The sequence below is a fragment of the Pseudomonas sp. NPDC090592 genome, assembly GCF_044769185.1.
Classification (GTDB): Bacteria; Pseudomonadota; Gammaproteobacteria; order Pseudomonadales; family Pseudomonadaceae; genus Aquipseudomonas.
This window is the reverse complement of record NZ_JBIVXJ010000002.1, coordinates 1-16,197: the sequence shown is the minus strand read 5'-3', so window position 1 is coordinate 16,197 and position 16,197 is coordinate 1. Positions and strand designations below refer to the sequence as shown.

Annotated in this window: 15 protein-coding genes; 6 read left to right on the top strand and 9 right to left on the bottom strand. The window is 61.2% G+C overall.

The features are described from left to right. Positions 1-7: 7 nt before the first annotated feature. A complete protein-coding gene (locus ACIQUI_RS01595) occupies positions 8-1,204 on the bottom strand; it encodes a methionine gamma-lyase (RefSeq protein ID WP_403194439.1) in 1,197 nt (398 codons plus the stop codon). 127 nt (positions 1,205-1,331) lie between these two features. Between ACIQUI_RS01595 and ACIQUI_RS01590 the strand changes: the two genes are divergently transcribed. The 3 genes from ACIQUI_RS01590 (at position 1,332) to ACIQUI_RS01580 (ending at position 2,521) form a co-directional block, all read left to right on the top strand. Further along, on the top strand, positions 1,332-1,811 hold the full coding sequence (locus ACIQUI_RS01590) for an Lrp/AsnC family transcriptional regulator (RefSeq protein ID WP_016488989.1): 480 nt from the start codon (positions 1,332-1,334) through the stop codon (positions 1,809-1,811). Positions 1,812-1,925: 114 nt separating this feature from the next. Continuing rightward, complete coding sequence (locus ACIQUI_RS01585; RefSeq protein WP_403194437.1) at positions 1,926-2,246, top strand: S-type pyocin; 321 nt, start codon at positions 1,926-1,928, stop codon at positions 2,244-2,246. Next, complete coding sequence (locus tag ACIQUI_RS01580) at positions 2,240-2,521, top strand: bacteriocin immunity protein (protein ID WP_403194435.1); 282 nt, start codon at positions 2,240-2,242, stop codon at positions 2,519-2,521. The genes ACIQUI_RS01585 and ACIQUI_RS01580 overlap by 7 nt, the downstream gene beginning before the upstream one ends. A gap of 276 nt (positions 2,522-2,797) precedes the next feature. On the opposite strand, the gene ACIQUI_RS01575 is transcribed toward ACIQUI_RS01580, so the two are convergent. The 4 genes from ACIQUI_RS01575 to ACIQUI_RS01560 form a co-directional block, all read right to left on the bottom strand. After that, positions 2,798-3,430 (bottom strand): helix-turn-helix transcriptional regulator, encoded by a 633-nt coding sequence (locus ACIQUI_RS01575; RefSeq protein WP_403194433.1) that lies wholly within the window; start codon positions 3,428-3,430, stop codon positions 2,798-2,800. Positions 3,431-4,038: 608 nt separating this feature from the next. After that, a complete protein-coding gene (cysN, locus tag ACIQUI_RS01570) occupies positions 4,039-5,940 on the bottom strand; it encodes a sulfate adenylyltransferase subunit CysN (RefSeq protein WP_403194431.1) in 1,902 nt (633 codons plus the stop codon). A 16-nt stretch (positions 5,941-5,956) separates the two neighbouring features. Continuing rightward, on the bottom strand, positions 5,957-6,874 hold the full coding sequence (cysD, locus tag ACIQUI_RS01565) for a sulfate adenylyltransferase subunit CysD (RefSeq protein ID WP_003251799.1): 918 nt from the start codon (positions 6,872-6,874) through the stop codon (positions 5,957-5,959). A 230-nt stretch (positions 6,875-7,104) separates the two neighbouring features. Beyond that, on the bottom strand, positions 7,105-7,863 hold the full coding sequence (locus tag ACIQUI_RS01560) for a Nif3-like dinuclear metal center hexameric protein (RefSeq protein WP_403194429.1): 759 nt from the start codon (positions 7,861-7,863) through the stop codon (positions 7,105-7,107). Between the two features lie 157 nt (positions 7,864-8,020). On the opposite strand from ACIQUI_RS01560, the gene algW reads away from it, so the two are divergent. Beyond that, positions 8,021-9,181, top strand: a complete 1,161-nt coding sequence (gene algW, locus ACIQUI_RS01555; protein WP_403194427.1) for a Do family serine endopeptidase AlgW — start codon at positions 8,021-8,023, stop codon at positions 9,179-9,181. A 129-nt stretch (positions 9,182-9,310) separates the two neighbouring features. On the opposite strand, the gene ACIQUI_RS01550 is transcribed toward algW, so the two are convergent. The 4 genes from ACIQUI_RS01550 to ACIQUI_RS01535 all read right to left on the bottom strand — a co-directional run bounded on the left by ACIQUI_RS01550 (position 9,311) and on the right by ACIQUI_RS01535 (position 13,468). Then, positions 9,311-10,075: an amino acid ABC transporter ATP-binding protein gene (locus tag ACIQUI_RS01550; RefSeq protein WP_016498022.1), complete on the bottom strand. Its 765-nt coding sequence runs from the start codon at positions 10,073-10,075 to the stop codon at positions 9,311-9,313. A gap of 10 nt (positions 10,076-10,085) precedes the next feature. Next, positions 10,086-11,183, bottom strand: coding sequence for an amino acid ABC transporter permease (locus tag ACIQUI_RS01545; RefSeq protein ID WP_403194425.1), 1,098 nt, complete (start codon positions 11,181-11,183; stop codon positions 10,086-10,088). Between the two features lie 10 nt (positions 11,184-11,193). After that, on the bottom strand, positions 11,194-12,372 hold the full coding sequence (locus ACIQUI_RS01540) for an amino acid ABC transporter permease (RefSeq protein ID WP_403194424.1): 1,179 nt from the start codon (positions 12,370-12,372) through the stop codon (positions 11,194-11,196). Between the two features lie 67 nt (positions 12,373-12,439). Further along, positions 12,440-13,468 (bottom strand): amino acid ABC transporter substrate-binding protein, encoded by a 1,029-nt coding sequence (locus tag ACIQUI_RS01535; RefSeq protein WP_403194422.1) that lies wholly within the window; start codon positions 13,466-13,468, stop codon positions 12,440-12,442. Between the two features lie 332 nt (positions 13,469-13,800). On the opposite strand from ACIQUI_RS01535, the gene ACIQUI_RS01530 reads away from it, so the two are divergent. Beyond that, the gene (locus ACIQUI_RS01530) at positions 13,801-14,457 is read left to right on the top strand and encodes an alpha/beta hydrolase (RefSeq protein ID WP_403194420.1); all 657 of its coding nucleotides are present in this window, start codon (positions 13,801-13,803) and stop codon (positions 14,455-14,457) included. 107 nt (positions 14,458-14,564) lie between these two features. Then, entirely contained in the window at positions 14,565-16,025 is a 1,461-nt protein-coding gene (gene rhlB / locus ACIQUI_RS01525) for an ATP-dependent RNA helicase RhlB (RefSeq protein ID WP_403194418.1), read from the top strand. Positions 16,026-16,197: the final 172 nt, after the last annotated feature.

Sequence of the window (16,197 nt, the reverse complement as noted above, 5' to 3'; positions counted from 1 at the left end):
AGACTGCCTATTTACACGCCTGCAACGCCTGCTCGACATCCGCCAGCAGGTCTTCCACATCTTCCAGCCCCACCGACAGGCGCACCAGCCCCTCCGAGATCCCGTGATGCGCCCGCTCCTCTGGCGTATAGCTGGAGTGGGTCATGCTCGCCGGGTGCTGCGCCAGCGACTCTGCATCCCCCAGGCTCACCGCCCGTGCGAACAGCTGCAGCGCATTCATGAAACGCCGCCCCGCCTCGATGCCACCCTTAAGCTCAAAAGCAATCATCCCGCCCGGCAAACGCATCTGCCGCTGCGCCAGTTCGTACTGGGCGAACGATGGCAAGCCAGGGTAGTGGATCAGCTCGACCTGAGGCTGCCGAGCCAGGAACTGCGCCACCTCCAGTGCATTGGCGCAGTGGCGGTCCATGCGCAGCGCAAGGGTCTTGATCCCGCGCATCAATAACGCAGCGTCATGCGGCGATAGCACCGCCCCGGTCATGTCTTTGAGCCCTTCCAGGCGAATGCGGTCGATCAGCGCCTTGCGCCCCACCACCAGCCCGGCGGTGATATCGCCATGGCCGCTGAGATACTTGGTCGCCGAATGCACCACCAGGTCTGCCCCCAGTTCCAGTGGCCGCTGCAGGTATGGCGTGCAATAGGTGTTATCGACCACCACCCACACATCATGCCCCCGCACCGCCTCGGCTACCGCAGCAATGTCCACCAGTTGCATGTTGGGGTTGGCCGGTGTTTCGCAGTAGATCATCCGCGTTTTGCTGTTGATCGCCGCCTTAAGCGCCTTGGCATCGTTGAGGTCGACATGGCGGACCTTTACCCCGAACTCACCAATGCCGTGGTGCAAGAAAGCAAAGGTGCAGCCATACACCGTGCGCCCGACAATCAGCTCGTCGCCGGGCCGCAGCAGGGTCCAGATGGTCGAGGTAATCGCACCCATCCCCGACGCCAGCGCCAACCCCGCTTCGCCGCCCTCCAGCGAGGCCATGCGCTGCTCCAGCAGGGCCAGGGTAGGGTTGGAGATACGGCTATAGAAATGCCCCGCCTCTTCGCCGGCAAAGCAGGCAGCGCCGTATTCGACGGTGGGAAATGCATAGGTGGCGGTCTGGTACACCGGCGGCACAAGCGCGCCACCGTGGGACAGCGGGTCGTAGCCATGGTGAATGGCCCGGGTGGAAAAACCGGTGTTGTTATGGGAGTCGCGCATGGCAACAGCCTCTGGTGGTTTGTTATAAGTTTATGCCACCAAGCTGCCCGATTTTTTCCAAAATGGCCCATGCATGCGGGTGGTTATTGGGACAAAAACAATAATTGAATCACCAGGAGGGCAAATCATGCCTTCGAGCCTCGACCGCACCGACCGCGCCCTGCTGGCTGCCCTGCAGGACAACGCCCGCCTCACCGTTGCCGAACTTGCCGACCAAGTGGCGCTGACCACCTCGCCCTGCTGGCGACGGGTGAAACTGCTGGAAGACAACGGCTACATCACTGGCTACCAAGCCATCCTCTCGCCTAAGTCCTTGGGGTTTGGTGTAACGGCGTTCGTCAGCATCATGATGGATTCGCACACCAAGGACATGGCGCTGGCGTTCGAGCAGCGGCTGATGGAGATTCCCGAGATTGTCGCCTGCCACAACATTTCCGGGCGTTATGACTTTTTGCTGGAGATCCTGGCGCGTGACCTGGAGTCGTTCGGGGAGTTTACTCGCGAGGTGCTGCAGCGGTTGCCGGGGGTGAAGGAAATCTATTCGAGTTTTTCGTACAAGGCGGTGAAGGAGAAACGGGTAATACCTGTGTCGGAAAAACACATCTGAGACAGATCTTTCCAATCAGCAGGAACGCTCCTACTGACAGACAGCCCGCCTCCGACATACAAACAGAGCATCCCTGGGCACAATTTCCAAGCCTTTCACCCAAGGGACGACTCCATGGCCAGCTTTCTTCCAGAGTTCATCATCCAAAAACTCGCAGGTCGAACATTCGACAGCTTCGACCACTTCTCCCGTTCCTTCTGGCTAGCAATTGCAGAAGACCCGATCTACAGCCAGCAATTCATCCCCGCACAACTCAACCGCCTCAAGAACGGCTGGCCACCCCGCGCGCCCTTCTGTGACACCGCGAAAGGCTTGCGCTCCTACCAGATTATCCACCTGCACCTGCCCGAATGGGGTGGGTTGATGTACGACGCCGCAAACCTGCGAATCATGAGCGCCATCCAGTATGCACTGTCATCGGAGGCGCCATGGTGACCAGCGGGAAGCACTGCCTTGCGGACTATACATACGCTGAGTTTCAGTCGATTGTTGAAGCGTTGATCCAGGCGGAGGGTTCTTCAGCCTGGCAGGACCGGCTACTGGAGCTGTTTATCGAGTTGGTAGCACATCCCGCCGGCTCGGACCTGATCTACTACCCAGGTAACGAAGAGGATGGCAATGCCGAAACAGTAATGGCGCTCATCGTTAAGTGGAGAAAGTCGAAGGGGCTACCACTGTTCAGGGATCAGAAAGGTGAGCCAAATAGCTGATCAGGCGCAGGAGGCACTGAACAAGCACCAGGCGTTTTTTTAGATGCAGTGTTGATGGCCTGCTTTATCCGTCAGCGGTCTACACCATTACCGGCTCAATGAAAGGGTGCAATGTCGTGCTGTTCGAGGGCCGCTCAGAGCAGGTCGAAGCGATAAGCCATCAACCGGTGATGGCGGCCGTTCTGGCGAACGGGGAAACGGTACTAGAGTTTCTGGATAGCATGGGTGTAGCAGTGGAGTAGAGGCACAAGCCGAATCTGTTGGGAAGGCCAGATTTCACTGTCCATCGTCAAAAGCATTCACAAAGTCACGCTTGATGATTTCCACGGCTGCGCTGTCATCCAGCAATTCGAAACGTGGCAACTCGCTACCCGGCCCTCCAGGTTCGGAGTAGTCCATCCTGCCGACCAAATGCTGAACCAGAAAATTCATGGCTTCGGTGTCAGCAGGATCTACATCGAGCGAAGTGATCAACTCCTCAACAACTGCTCTCGGCTTGTTTTCGGCAAACTGAAACGACGGATAGAATTTTCTGCGATTGCCAATATTGGTGTAGGCGAGCAGCTTGCCTGCCTTTGTCTTCTGGCTCAGCGCTTGTTTGCTGATACCCAGTATTTCACAGACCGCCTTGGCATCCAGCAACTCGCAACGGCTGGAGACACGCTCGAATGCGCGCGCCTTCATCCTGGCGATGGCTTCCTGATTCCGCGTTGCAACGGTGCGTATCGCACCAACGTCTACCTTGGCAAGGGCAGCAAAAGCCTTCTCGTCCGCAAGGCCTACCGCTTTCAGCACTACCGCTTCCGACGCACGTGCAAGATGCTCCTCGAAGCGCTGTCTCAATGCGGCTTTGGCAGCTTCAATACAGGCGAACCCCGGGTGGATCGAGTCACGAGTAGCGGTAGTCATGCGGGCCTCCTCACGCCTGAACAATCTCGTTGTGAACAGGCTAGGCTCCCTCATACATCATGTCAATTTGTCAATTAGTCAACATGTAAATACGTCGTTCACTCTGCACAGAACCAACATATAACTCTTTGATTTATCAGGGAACCTGTGGGAGCGGGCATGCCCGCGAACACCGGCACAGCCGGTGCCATACACCGTGTCACATTCTTCGCGGGCTCGCCCGCTCCCACAGAGTACGCGGCACTCGATAAAAAAAGGCCTCAAAAGAGGCCTTTTTTATACTTCTGACTCGACTCGGGAGCCGCCTGCAGAGCGCCCCCCATTTCAGATCAAGGCTTACGCCAGGACTGACCACCTTCATCGTCGTCACCGCCGCAGCGGCAAATGAACAGGTCGATGTATTTCGGGAATACGCTCATGGTAATACGCCTCTTGGATGCACTGGCCAATTCACCAGCTCATCCAGAGTGCCGCCACCTGGCTTTTTCGGGCATTGGGCAAAAATTCCCTTTCCGGTGGTTCAGGCACGGACATTACACGCAGCAAAAGAGGCACTTTACACGTGAAAAAAACCCCGCCGAAGCGGGGTTTTTCTTGCAGCCCAGCGCTTAGATCGCGCCACGCTGACGCAGTACGTCCAGCACCAGCTTGACGCCTTCGTCGACGCTGATCGACTGGGTGTCGATTACCAGGTCCGCGTCCAGCGGCACATCGAACGGGAAGCTTTCGCCCGGAATGTTGTCACCGCCAGCAGCATACAGGCCCTGTGGGTCGCGCTCGCGGCAGGCCAGCGGCGAGGCCTGGACGTAAACGGTCACCAGGCGCTCCTTGCCGATCAACGCCTTGGCCTGTTCACGGCCTTCGGCATCCGGGGCCACGAACGCAGCCAGGGTCAGCATGCCGGCTTCGTTGAACTGGCGCGCCACATGGGCGGCGCGGCGCCAGTTTTCGGTGCGGCCGGCGCGGTCCTGTGGCAGGCCCTTGTTCAGGTCGTGGCGCAGGTTCTGGCCATCGAGCACGTACACTGCACGGCCCATGTCGAACAGCTTGCGCTCCACGGCATAGGCCAGGGTGCTCTTGCCAGCGCCGGACAGGCCGCTGAACAGCACGGTGGCTGGCTGCTGGCCGAAGCGCAGGGCGCGCTCTTCGGTGGACACGTGGGCCTGCTTGCCATGCTGGCCGGTGCTGCCGTGCGGCAGGACTGGCTGGGCGATGATCATGCCGGCGCCGACGGTGCCGTTGGTCAGGCGGTCGATGACGATGAACGCACCGGTGGTGCGGTTGCTGTCGTAACCGTCCAGGGCAATGGCGCTGTCCAGGGAGACCTTGACGCGGCCGATCTCGTTCAATTGCAGGGCGCTGGCAGCGTCCTTTTCAAGGGTGTTCACATCGACCTTGTGGGTGATGCTGGCAATCGAGCCCGGCACATAGCTGGTGGCGCGCTTGATGTCGTACTTCTTGCCCGGGAGCATCGGCTCCTCGGCCATCCACACCAGCATGGCGTCGAACTGGTCGGTCACCGGTGGCACGTTGTCGGCGTGTACCAGCAGGTCACCACGGGAGATGTCGATCTCGTCTTCCATGGTCAAGGTCACGGCCTGGCCTGGGCCGGCGTTTTCCAGTTCACCTTCGTAGGTGACGATGGACCTGACCCGGCTGCTCTTGCCCGACGGCAGTACGACGATTTCGTCGCCCTTGTGCACCACGCCGCTGGCGAGGGTGCCGGCAAAGCCGCGGAAGTTCAGGTTCGGGCGGTTGACGTACTGCACCGGGAAGCGCAGGTCGGTGAAGTTGCGGTCGGCCGAAACCTCGACGGTTTCGAGGATTTCCATCAGCGTCGGGCCGCTGTACCACGGCGATTGCTCGCTATGGTTGACCACGTTGTCGCCCTTGAGCGCCGACATTGGCACGAAGTGCAGGCTGCTCGGGGTCAGGTTGATGGCTTCGGCAAACTTCAGGTAGTCGGCCTTGATCGACTCGAACACGCCTTCATCGAAGCCCTTCAGGTCCATCTTGTTGACCGCGACCACAATGTGCTTGATGCCCAGCAACGAGGCAATGTAGCTGTGACGGCGGGTCTGGGTCTGCACACCGTAGCGGGCATCGACCAGGATGATCGCCAGGTCACAGGTGGACGCACCGGTGGCCATGTTGCGGGTGTACTGCTCGTGGCCCGGGGTGTCGGCGATGATGAACTTGCGCTTGGCAGTAGAGAAGTAGCGGTAGGCGACATCGATGGTGATGCCCTGCTCGCGCTCGGCCTGCAGGCCGTCGACCAACAGCGCCAGGTCGACTTCTTCGCCGGTGGTGCCGGACTTTTTCGAGTCACGGGTGATGGCCTCGAGGTGGTCCTCGTAGATCATCTTCGAGTCGTGCAGCAGGCGCCCGATCAGGGTGCTCTTGCCGTCATCCACGTTGCCGCAGGTGAGGAAACGCAGCAGTTCTTTACGCTCGTGCTGAGCCAGATAAGCGAGGATGTCTTCGCTGATCAAATCGGATTGGTGCGACATGGAGTAACCCTGAAAATTAGAAGTAGCCCTGACGTTTCTTGTCTTCCATGGAACCGGCGCCATCGTGGTCGATGACCCGGCCCTGGCGCTCGGAAGTGCGCGTCAGGAGCATTTCCTGAATGATGTCGGTGAGCGTTTCGGCTTCCGACTCGACAGCGCCCGTGAGCGGGTAGCAGCCGAGGGTACGGAAACGCACCTTCTTCTTGACGATGCGGGCTTTTTCTTCCTCGGAGAGGTGCTCGAGGATGCGCTCGTCGTCGATCATGATCAGGGTGCCGTTCTTCTCGATGACTTCACGCTCGGCGGCGAAGTACAGCGGCACGATCGGGATGCCTTCAAGGTAGATGTACTGCCAGATGTCCAGCTCGGTCCAGTTCGACAGCGGGAAGACGCGGATCGACTCGCCCTTGTTGACCTTGCCGTTGTACACGTTCCACAGCTCCGGGCGCTGGTTCTTCGGGTCCCAGCGGTGCTTGCTGTCACGGAACGAGTACACACGTTCCTTGGCCCGCGACTTCTCTTCGTCGCGGCGCGCGCCACCGAAAGCTGCATCGAAACCATGCTTGTCCAGTGCCTGTTTCAGGCCCTGGGTCTTCATGATGTCGGTGTGCTTGGAGCTGCCATGGGTGAACGGGTTGATGCCCTGCGCCACACCCTCGGGGTTGACGTGGGTGATCAGTTCCAGGCCCATTTCCTCGACCATCTTGTCGCGGAAGCTGTACATCTCCTGGAATTTCCACTGGGTGTCGACGTGCATCACCGGGAACGGCAGCTTGCCCGGGAAGAAGGCCTTGCGCGCCAGGTGCAGCATCACGGCGGAATCCTTGCCGATCGAGTACAGCATCACCGGGTTGTCGAACTCGGCGGCCACCTCGCGGATAATGTGGATGCTTTCCGCCTCCAGCTGTTTCAAGTGCGTCAGTTTGTCGACCATGGCTACTCACGAAAAACGATCTTATGGACGGCCTGCGGGCCGTGTTCGAGCGAGCCACTTTATCACAGCGGCTTCTTCTATTTAGGCGGCGGGCTAGATCGAAAAGGTCTAACGATATGACTGCGGGTTTGGCTTGGCAGGGCCGGCCTCTTCGCGGGCACGCCCGCTCCCACAGGTACGGCGCAGGCCTTGTGGGAGCGGGCGCGCCCGCGAAGAAGGCAACGCCGACCTCAGATCGGGTTCGGGCAATCGATGAACAGGTGTTCCACGGCAAAGCGCCGCGCCAGATAGTCACCCAGCGCCTGCACGCCATACCGCTCGGTGGCATGGTGCCCGGCGGCGATGAAGCTGACGCCGTTCTCGCGTGCACTGTGGTAGGTCTGCTCAGACGCCTCACCGGTCAGGTACAAATCGACCCCGGCCGCAATCGCCGTGTCGATGTAGCCCTGCCCGCCCCCGGTGCACCAGCCGACCCGGCGGATCATCTCGTCACCTTCAACCAGCAACGGCTCGCGCCCCAGCACCTCCTGCACCCGCCGGGCAAAATCGCGCGCGGTCATCGGCTCGGCCAGCGAACCGACCAGCCCGACCACCTTGGGGTTTTCCGGGTCCAGCGGCCCTTCGACGGTAATCTCCAGTTGCCGCGCCAGCTGCACGTTGTTGCCCACCTCAGGGTGAACATCCAACGGCAAGTGGAACGCCAGCAGGCTGATATCGTTGTTCAGCAAGGTCTTCAGCCGACGCTGGCGGATACCGGTGATGCAAGGGTTCTCCCCCTTCCAGAAGTAACCATGATGGACCAGCACCAGGTCGGCCTCGGCTTCGACCGCTGCATCCAGCAGCTCCTGGCTGGCGGTAACACCGCTGACGATACGGCTGACCTGCGGTCGGCCTTCGACCTGCAGGCCATTGGGGCAATAATCCTGGATCTTCGCGCTGCCCAGGTAGCGTTCGGCTTCCTCGACCAGGGTGTTGAGAGCGACGGCCATGAAAATCTCCTCGAAAACTGCGCATTTCTGGGGCGTAACGCCCGTATAATGCCGGCCATTATGGGCCGTCGTCGGCACCGGGGGAACCGGTGTATGATCGCGCGCGTTCATGCCCCGCTGCGCGGCCAGTGGCCCCCGCTCTTTCCAGGATTCGTTCATGTTCAAGGCGTTTCGTTACTTTGGCTGGCCCCTGCTCACCGGCGTGCTGATCGCCATGTTGATCATCCAGCGGTTCCCGGAGTGGGTCGGCCTGCCCAGCCAGGACGTCAACCTGCAACAGGCACCGCAGACCACGCGCATCATGCAGGGCCCGGTATCGTATGCCGACGCCGTGACCCTCGCCGCACCTGCGGTGGTCAACCTGTACACCACCAAGGTGGTGAACAAGAGCGCCCACCCGCTGTTCGAAGACCCGCAGTTCCGCCGCTTCTTCGGCGACAACCTGCCCAAGCAGCGCCGCTGGGAATCAAGCCTGGGCTCGGCAGTGATCATGAGCCCCGAGGGCTACCTGCTGACCAACAACCATGTCACCAGCGGCGCCGACCAGATCGTGGTAGCCCTGAAGGATGGTCGTGAGACCCTGGCACGGGTAATCGGCAGCGACCCGGAAACCGACCTGGCCGTGTTGAAGATCGACCTGAAGAACCTGCCGGCAATCACCATCGGCCGTTCCGACACCATTCACATCGGCGACGTGTCGCTGGCCATCGGCAACCCGTTCGGCGTCGGCCAGACCGTCACCATGGGTATCATCAGCGCCACCGGCCGTAACCAGCTGGGCCTGAACAACTACGAAGACTTCATCCAGACCGATGCCGCAATCAACCCGGGCAACTCGGGCGGCGCCTTGGTCGATGCCAATGGCAACCTGGTCGGCATCAACACCGCAATCTTCTCCAAGTCGGGTGGCTCGCAAGGCATCGGCTTTGCCATCCCGGTGAAACTGGCACTGGAGGTGATGAAGTCGATCGTCGAGCATGGCCAGGTAATTCGTGGCTGGCTGGGCATTGAAGTGCAGCCGCTGAGCCAGGAACTGGCCGAGTCGTTCGGCATGAAGGACCGGCCAGGTATCGTGGTGGCAGGCATTTTCCGCGAAGGGCCGGCGGCAAAGGCCGGGTTGCAACTGGGTGACGTGATCCTGAGCATCAATGGCGAACCGGCCGGTGACGGGCGCAAGTCGATGAACCAGGTGGCGCGGATCAAGCCTAACGAGAAGATCACCATCGAGGTGATGCGCAATGGGCAGCAGCTGAAGCTGGTGGCAGAGGTGGGGCTGCGGCCGCCACCGGCGCCGGCGGCTGTACAGGAAGAGAAGTAACGCTGGGGCCGCGTGGCGGCCCTTCGCGGGCGCGCCCGCTCCCACAGGAATAGCGTAGGGCCTGAAGCCAGCGCCGGACCTGTGGGAGCGGGCATGCCCGCGAAGGGCTGCAGCGCAGCCCCGACAGCATCAATGCAGGATCTGGCTCAGGAACAACCTGGTCCGGTCACTGCGCGGCCGGTCGAAGAAGTCGTCCGGCGCCGCCTGCTCCACAATCTCCCCCTTGTCCATGAAGATCACCCGGTTCGCCACGGTGCGGGCAAAGCCCATCTCGTGGGTCACGCAGAGCATGGTCATGCCATCTTCGGCCAGGCCCACCATGGTATCGAGCACTTCCTTGACCATTTCCGGGTCCAGCGCCGAGGTCGGCTCGTCGAACAGCATGATCTTCGGCTTCATGCACAAGGCGCGGGCAATCGCCACACGCTGCTGCTGGCCACCGGACAACTGCCCCGGGTACTTGTGCGCCTGTTCAGGAATACGCACGCGCTCCAGGTAATGCATGGCAATTTCCTCAGCCTTGCGCCGGGGCATCTTGCGCACCCACATCGGCGCCAGGGTGCAGTTTTCCAGAATGCTCAGGTGCGGGAACAGGTTGAAGTGCTGGAACACCATGCCCACTTCGCGGCGGATGGCCTCGATCTGCTTGAGGTCGTTGGTCAGCTCCACGCCGTCCACCACGATGCGCCCCTGCTGGTGTTCTTCCAGGCGGTTGAGGCAACGGATGGTGGTGGACTTGCCCGAACCGGACGGCCCGCACAGCACGATGCGCTCACCCTGGCGCACGTTCAGGTTGATGTCCTTGAGCACGTGGAACTGGCCATACCACTTGTTCACACCCTGCATCTGGATGATGCCTTCGGGGCCGGCAGGCTGCTTGATCGCTTCACTCATTTCGAAACTCCTAACGCTTGTGGCCAGTGTCCAGCTTGCGCTCCAGGTGCATGGAGTAGCGGGACATACCGAAACAGAAAATCCAGAACACCAGGGCGGCGAACACATAGCCCTCGGTAGCCATGCCCAGCCAGGCCGGGTCGGCAGCGGCTTGCTTGACGCTGTTCAGCAGGTCGAACAGGCCGATGATGATCACCAGGCTGGTGTCCTTGAACAGGGCAATGAAGGTGTTGACGATGCCCGGGATCACCAGCTTGAGCGCCTGAGGCAGAATCACCAGGCCCATCGAGCGCCAGTAGCCCAGGCCCATGGCCGCAGCGGCTTCATACTGGCCTTTGGGAATGGCCTGCAAGCCACCGCGCACCACCTCGGCGATGTATGCCGACTGGAACAGGATCACGCCGATCATCGCCCGCAGCAGCTTGTCGAAGCTCATGCCCTCGGGCAGGAACAACGGCAGCATCACCGACGACATGAACAGCACGGTGATCAATGGCACGCCGCGCCAGAACTCGATGAAGGTCACGCACACCACCTTCACCGCCGGCATTTTCGACCGCCGGCCCAGCGCCAGCAGAATGCCCAGCGGCAAGGCGCCGACGATGCCCACGGTGGCGATCACCAGGGTCAGCATCAGCCCGCCCCACTGGCTGGTGGCTACCGTTTCCAGGCCAAGCACACCGCCATGCAGCAGGGTGTAGGCCAGGATCGGGTACAGCACCAGAAAGCCCAGGCCGTAAAAGGCCTTGCGCGGGAAGCGCTTGATGAACAGCGGCGCGGCGCCGAGCACGGCAAGCCACACGGTCAGGTCCACGCGCCAGCGCAACTCGGCCGGGTAGTAGCCATACATGAACTGGCCGAAGCGTTGCTGCACGAACACCCAGCAGGCGCCTTCCTTGGTGCAGTCGGCACGGGTGGTGCCGACCCAGTTGGCGTCGATCAACGCCCACTGGACAAGCGGCGGCACGATCAGCCACACCAGGTAGATGGCAAACAGGGTCAGCAGCGTGTTGAGCCAGCTGGAAAACAGATTGGCACGCATCCATGCGAGCACGCCGACGGTTTTCACCGGTGGCGGCATGTCGGGTTTGAAAACATGGGCATTCACGGGCGTATCCTCACCGCTCGATCAGCGCAATGCGCTTGTTGTACCAGTTCATCAGCAGCGAAATGCTGATGCTGATGGCGAGATAGACACTCATGGTGATGGCAATCACCTCGATGGCCTGGCCGGTCTGGTTGAGCACGGTACCGGCGAACAGCGAGACCATCTCCGGATAGCCGATACCGGCCGCCAGCGACGAGTTCTTCGCCAGGTTCAGGTACTGGCTGGTCAGCGGCGGAATGATCACCCGCAGTGCCTGGGGGATGATCACCTTGCGCAGGGTTGGCCCTTCGCGCAGGCCCAGCGAGCGTGCGGCTTCGGTCTGGCCATGGCTGACCGAACGGATGCCGGAGCGCACGATTTCAGCGATGAAGGCTGCCGTATAGATCGTCAGGGCCAACGTCAGCGCCAGCAGCTCAGGGATCAGCACCCAGCCACCGACGAAGTTGAAGCCCTTCAGCTGCGGCACTTCCCAGCTCACCGGGCTGCCGAACAGCAGCACGCTCAGGCCCGGGATGGCGATGAGCAGCGCCAGCCCCACCCAGAACTTGTGGAACGGCACACCGGTCTCGTCGAAGCGTTTGTTGGCGTAACGCACCATCACGACAATGGCGGCAATGGCCACTGCCAAGGCAACGACGAACGGCCAGAAGCCGTCGGCCATCGAAGCGCCGGGCATGTTCAGACCGCGGTTGCTGATAAAGAAGGTGTCATCGATGTTGATGCTGCCCCGCGGTCCCGGCAGGGTCAGGAACACGGCGAAGTACCAGAACAGGATCTGCAACAGCGGCGGGATGTTGCGGAAGGTTTCCACGTACACGGTCGCGAGCTTGTTGATCATCCAGTTTGGCGACAACCGCGCCACACCAATGATGAAGCCCAGGATCGTCGCCAGGATGACGCCGATGAAGGTCACCAGCAGGGTATTGAGCAGGCCGATGACGAACACCCGCGCATAGCTGTCGGACTCCACATAGGGGATCAGGTGCTGGGCGATGCCGAAGCCGGCGCTGCGCTCGAGAAAGTCGAAGCCCGAGGTGATACCCCGGTGTTGCAGGTTGGTTTGCGTGTTGTGGAACAGGTACCAGCCCAGGCCGACCACGAAGACGATCGTGAGGATCTGGAACAGCCACGCGCGCACACGCGGATCATTAAGGGACAAGCCCTTGGGTGCGCCGATTTGATTTTGCATGAAGTGCCCCGGACAGTAGGGATTCGAACAGCCTGCGGCGGCGGGATGCCGCCGCAGGGTGCAGCCATCAGCGCACAGGTGGCGCGTACTGGATGCCGCCGTTGTTCCACAGGGCGTTCATGCCACGGTCGATCTTCAGGTCGGTGCTCTGGCCCAGGTTCTTCTCGAACACTTCGCCGTAGTTGCCGACTTGCTTCACGATTTGCACTACCCAGTCTTTGGGCAGCTTGAGGTCCTTGCCGTACTCGCCGTCACCACCCAGCAGGCGAGCCACGTCCGGGTTCTTGGTGGCCTTGGCCTCGGCTTCGACATTCTTCGAAGTGATGCCCGCCTCTTCGGCATTGAGCATGGCGAACAGGGTCCACTTGACGATGCTGAACCACTCCTCGTCGCCTTTACGCACCACCGGGCCCAGGGGCTCCTTGGAGATGGTTTCCGGCAGTACCACGTACTCGGTTGGCGCGGCCAGCTTGGAACGCTGGGCGAACAGCTGCGACTTGTCCGAGGTCAGCACGTCGCAACGGCCCGATTCCAGCGACTTGGCGCTTTCGTCCGAGGTATCGAAGGTGATCGGGGTGTACTTCAGGTTGTTGGCGCGGAAGAAGTCCGACACGTTCAGCTCGGTGGTGGTACCGGCCTGGATGCAGATGGTCGCGCCATCGAGTTCCTTGGCACTGGATACACCCAGCTTCTTGTTGACCAGGAAGCCGACACCGTCGTAGTAGGTGACACCGGCAAACACCAGGCCCATGCCGGCATCGCGCGAGCTGGTCCAGGTAGTGTTGCGCGACAGCACGTCAACCTCGCCCGACTGCAGGGCAGTGAAGCGTTCCTTGGCGTTGAGCTGGCTGAACTTGACCTTGGTGGCATCGCCGAACACGGCGGCGGCCACGGCGCGGCACACGTCGGCGTCGATACCGACGATCTTGCCTTGCGCATCAGGTACCGAGAAGCCCGGAAGACCGTCGCTCACGCCACACTGGACGAAGCCCTTCTTCTTGACCGCATCGAGGGTGGCGCCGGCCTGGGCATTGCTCACGGCGCCCAGTGCGGCGGCAGCGGTCAGGACTGCCAGGGTGGTTTTCAACATCTTCATTCACAACCTCCAAATCGCTCTTGTTGTATCGAGCCGGAATTGCACCGCACCCTTTTGAGGCGTATCCGACCCGTATTGGCTTGTTATTGGGTCAATTGGCGCAATGGGCTGTTCTGTGACAGCCTTCGCTTACAAAGGTTGTTACCGTCACGGCCTGCCCTTTGCATCGGAGGTTGAACTGCAAAGCGCGTACCAAATCTACTGGCTGGAGCGTTTAAGTGCTCGTCAAGTAGGGAAAGTTGTATCGTTGCGACATTCTTTTTCCGACAATCATTTCCTGCGCCTTTTTTTCACGCACGCCATAACAAGACCCGCACACTTTCGGAGCAGTCATGACCAATCCGCTGATTCTCGAACCCCAGAAAACCGCTGACGCCTGTGTGATCTGGTTGCACGGCTTGGGGGCCGACCGTTACGACTTCCTACCAGTGGCCGAATTCATGCAGGAGCGCCTGCTCAGCACCCGCTTCGTCATGCCCCAGGCGCCGACCCGCCCGGTGACCATCAACGGCGGCTATGCCATGCCCAGCTGGTATGACATCAAGGCCATGACCCCGGCCCGCGCCATCGACGAAGCGCAGCTGGAAGAATCGGCCGAACAGGTCATTGCCCTGATCAAGGCCGAACAGGCCAAAGGCATCAGCTTGTCGCGGATCTTCCTCGCTGGTTTCTCCCAGGGTGGCGCGGTGGTGCTGCACACTGCCTATATAAAGTGGCAAGAAGCGCTGGGCGGGGTGATCGCCCTGTCCACCTACGCCCCGACCTTCACCGACAGCCATCAGCTCAGCGCCTGCCAGCAACGCACCCCGGCCCTGTGCCTGCACGGCGTGCACGATCCGGTGGTGATCCCGGCCATGGGCCGTACCGCCTTCGAGTACCTGAACACCTGGGGCGTTGCCGCCCGCTGGCACGAATACCCGATGGAACACGAAGTGGTGGTCGAAGAGCTGAACGACATCCACGACTGGCTGGCCAGGCAACTGCAATGAGCCGTAGCCGCTTGTACCTGTAGTTGTGAGGCTATTCCACTACGCCGCGCCCGATTCTTGCTTTACACTGCCCGGCGTACATTCCTTAACCAGTTGATGAGACGATCGTGCTCAAGGCACTCAAGAAAATTTTCGGCAAGGGAGACGCCGCGCCACAGGCCGTCGCTCCTGCTGCCAGCGTGACGCCGCCTGCGCCCGCCCCCGCCGCAGAGGCCCGGCCCGCGCCCAAACCGGCCGCCCCGCGCGCCAAACCTGCCCCAAAGGCCGAACGGCCTGCCGCCACGCCCACAGCCGATACCCCGGCCAAGGACAAACCGCGTCGCGAGCGCAAGCCCAAGCCGCAGGCCAGCCTGTGGAAACCGGAAGACTTCGTGGTCGAGCCACAGGAGGGCAAGACCCGCTTCCACGACTTCAAGTTGTCCAACGAACTGATGCACGCCATCCACGACCTGGGCTTCCCATACTGCACGCCGATCCAGGCGCAGGTACTGGGTTACACCCTGGCTGGCCAGGACGCCATTGGTCGCGCCCAGACCGGTACCGGCAAGACCGCGGCGTTCCTGATTTCGATCATTTCCCAGCTGCAGCAGACGCCACCGCCCAAGGAACGTTACATGGGCGAACCGCGCGCGCTGATCATCGCGCCTACCCGCGAGCTGGTGGTACAGATCGCCAAGGACGCCGTCGCCCTGACCAAGTACACCGGCCTGAACGTGATGAGCTTTGTCGGCGGCATGGACTTCGACAAGCAGCTCAAGGCCCTGGAAGCGCGCCACTGCGACATCCTGGTGGCCACCCCTGGCCGCCTGCTGGACTTCAACCAGCGCGGCGAGGTGCACCTGGACATGGTCGAGGTGATGGTGCTGGACGAAGCCGACCGCATGCTCGACATGGGCTTCATCCCGCAGGTACGCCAGATCATTCGCCAGACGCCACCCAAAAGCGAGCGCCAGACCCTGCTGTTCTCCGCCACCTTCACCGACGACGTGATGAACCTGGCCAAGCAGTGGACCACCAACCCGGCCATCGTCGAGATCGAGCCGGAGAACGTGGCCAGCGATACGGTCGAGCAACACGTGTATGCGGTAGCGGGCAGCGACAAGTACAAGCTGTTGTACAACCTGGTGACCCAGAACAAGTGGGAACGGGTGATGGTGTTCGCCAACCGCAAGGACGAAGTGCGGCGCATCGAGGAAAAACTGGTACGCGACGGCATCAATGCCGCCCAGTTGTCGGGCGACGTGCCGCAGCACAAGCGCATCCGCACCCTGGAGAGCTTCCGCGAAGGGCGCATCACCGTGCTGGTGGCGACTGACGTGGCCGGGCGAGGCATTCACATCGATGGCATCAGCCACGTGATCAACTTCACCCTGCCAGAAGACCCGGACGACTATGTGCACCGCATTGGCCGGACTGGCCGTGCCGGGGCCAATGGCGTGTCGATCAGCTTTGCCGGTGAGGATGACTCCTACCAGCTGCCAGCGATCGAAGAGCTGCTGGGGCGCAAGATCAAGTGTGAGATGCCGCCGGATGAGCTGCTGAAGCCGGTGCCGCGCAAGCATCACTGATTTAGCAGCGCTAGCCGCGCCCTTGTAATCGATGGACTCGCCCCCGCCGAGGCATCACAGTGCCACGGTGGCGTTCAAAGAAGCCAACGGCAGCGAGGGCGAGACCATGAAAAAGCATAGTTCGAAGCAAGTAACCCTGTCTTCCACTGATGTGGAGCTTTGCACAACGATC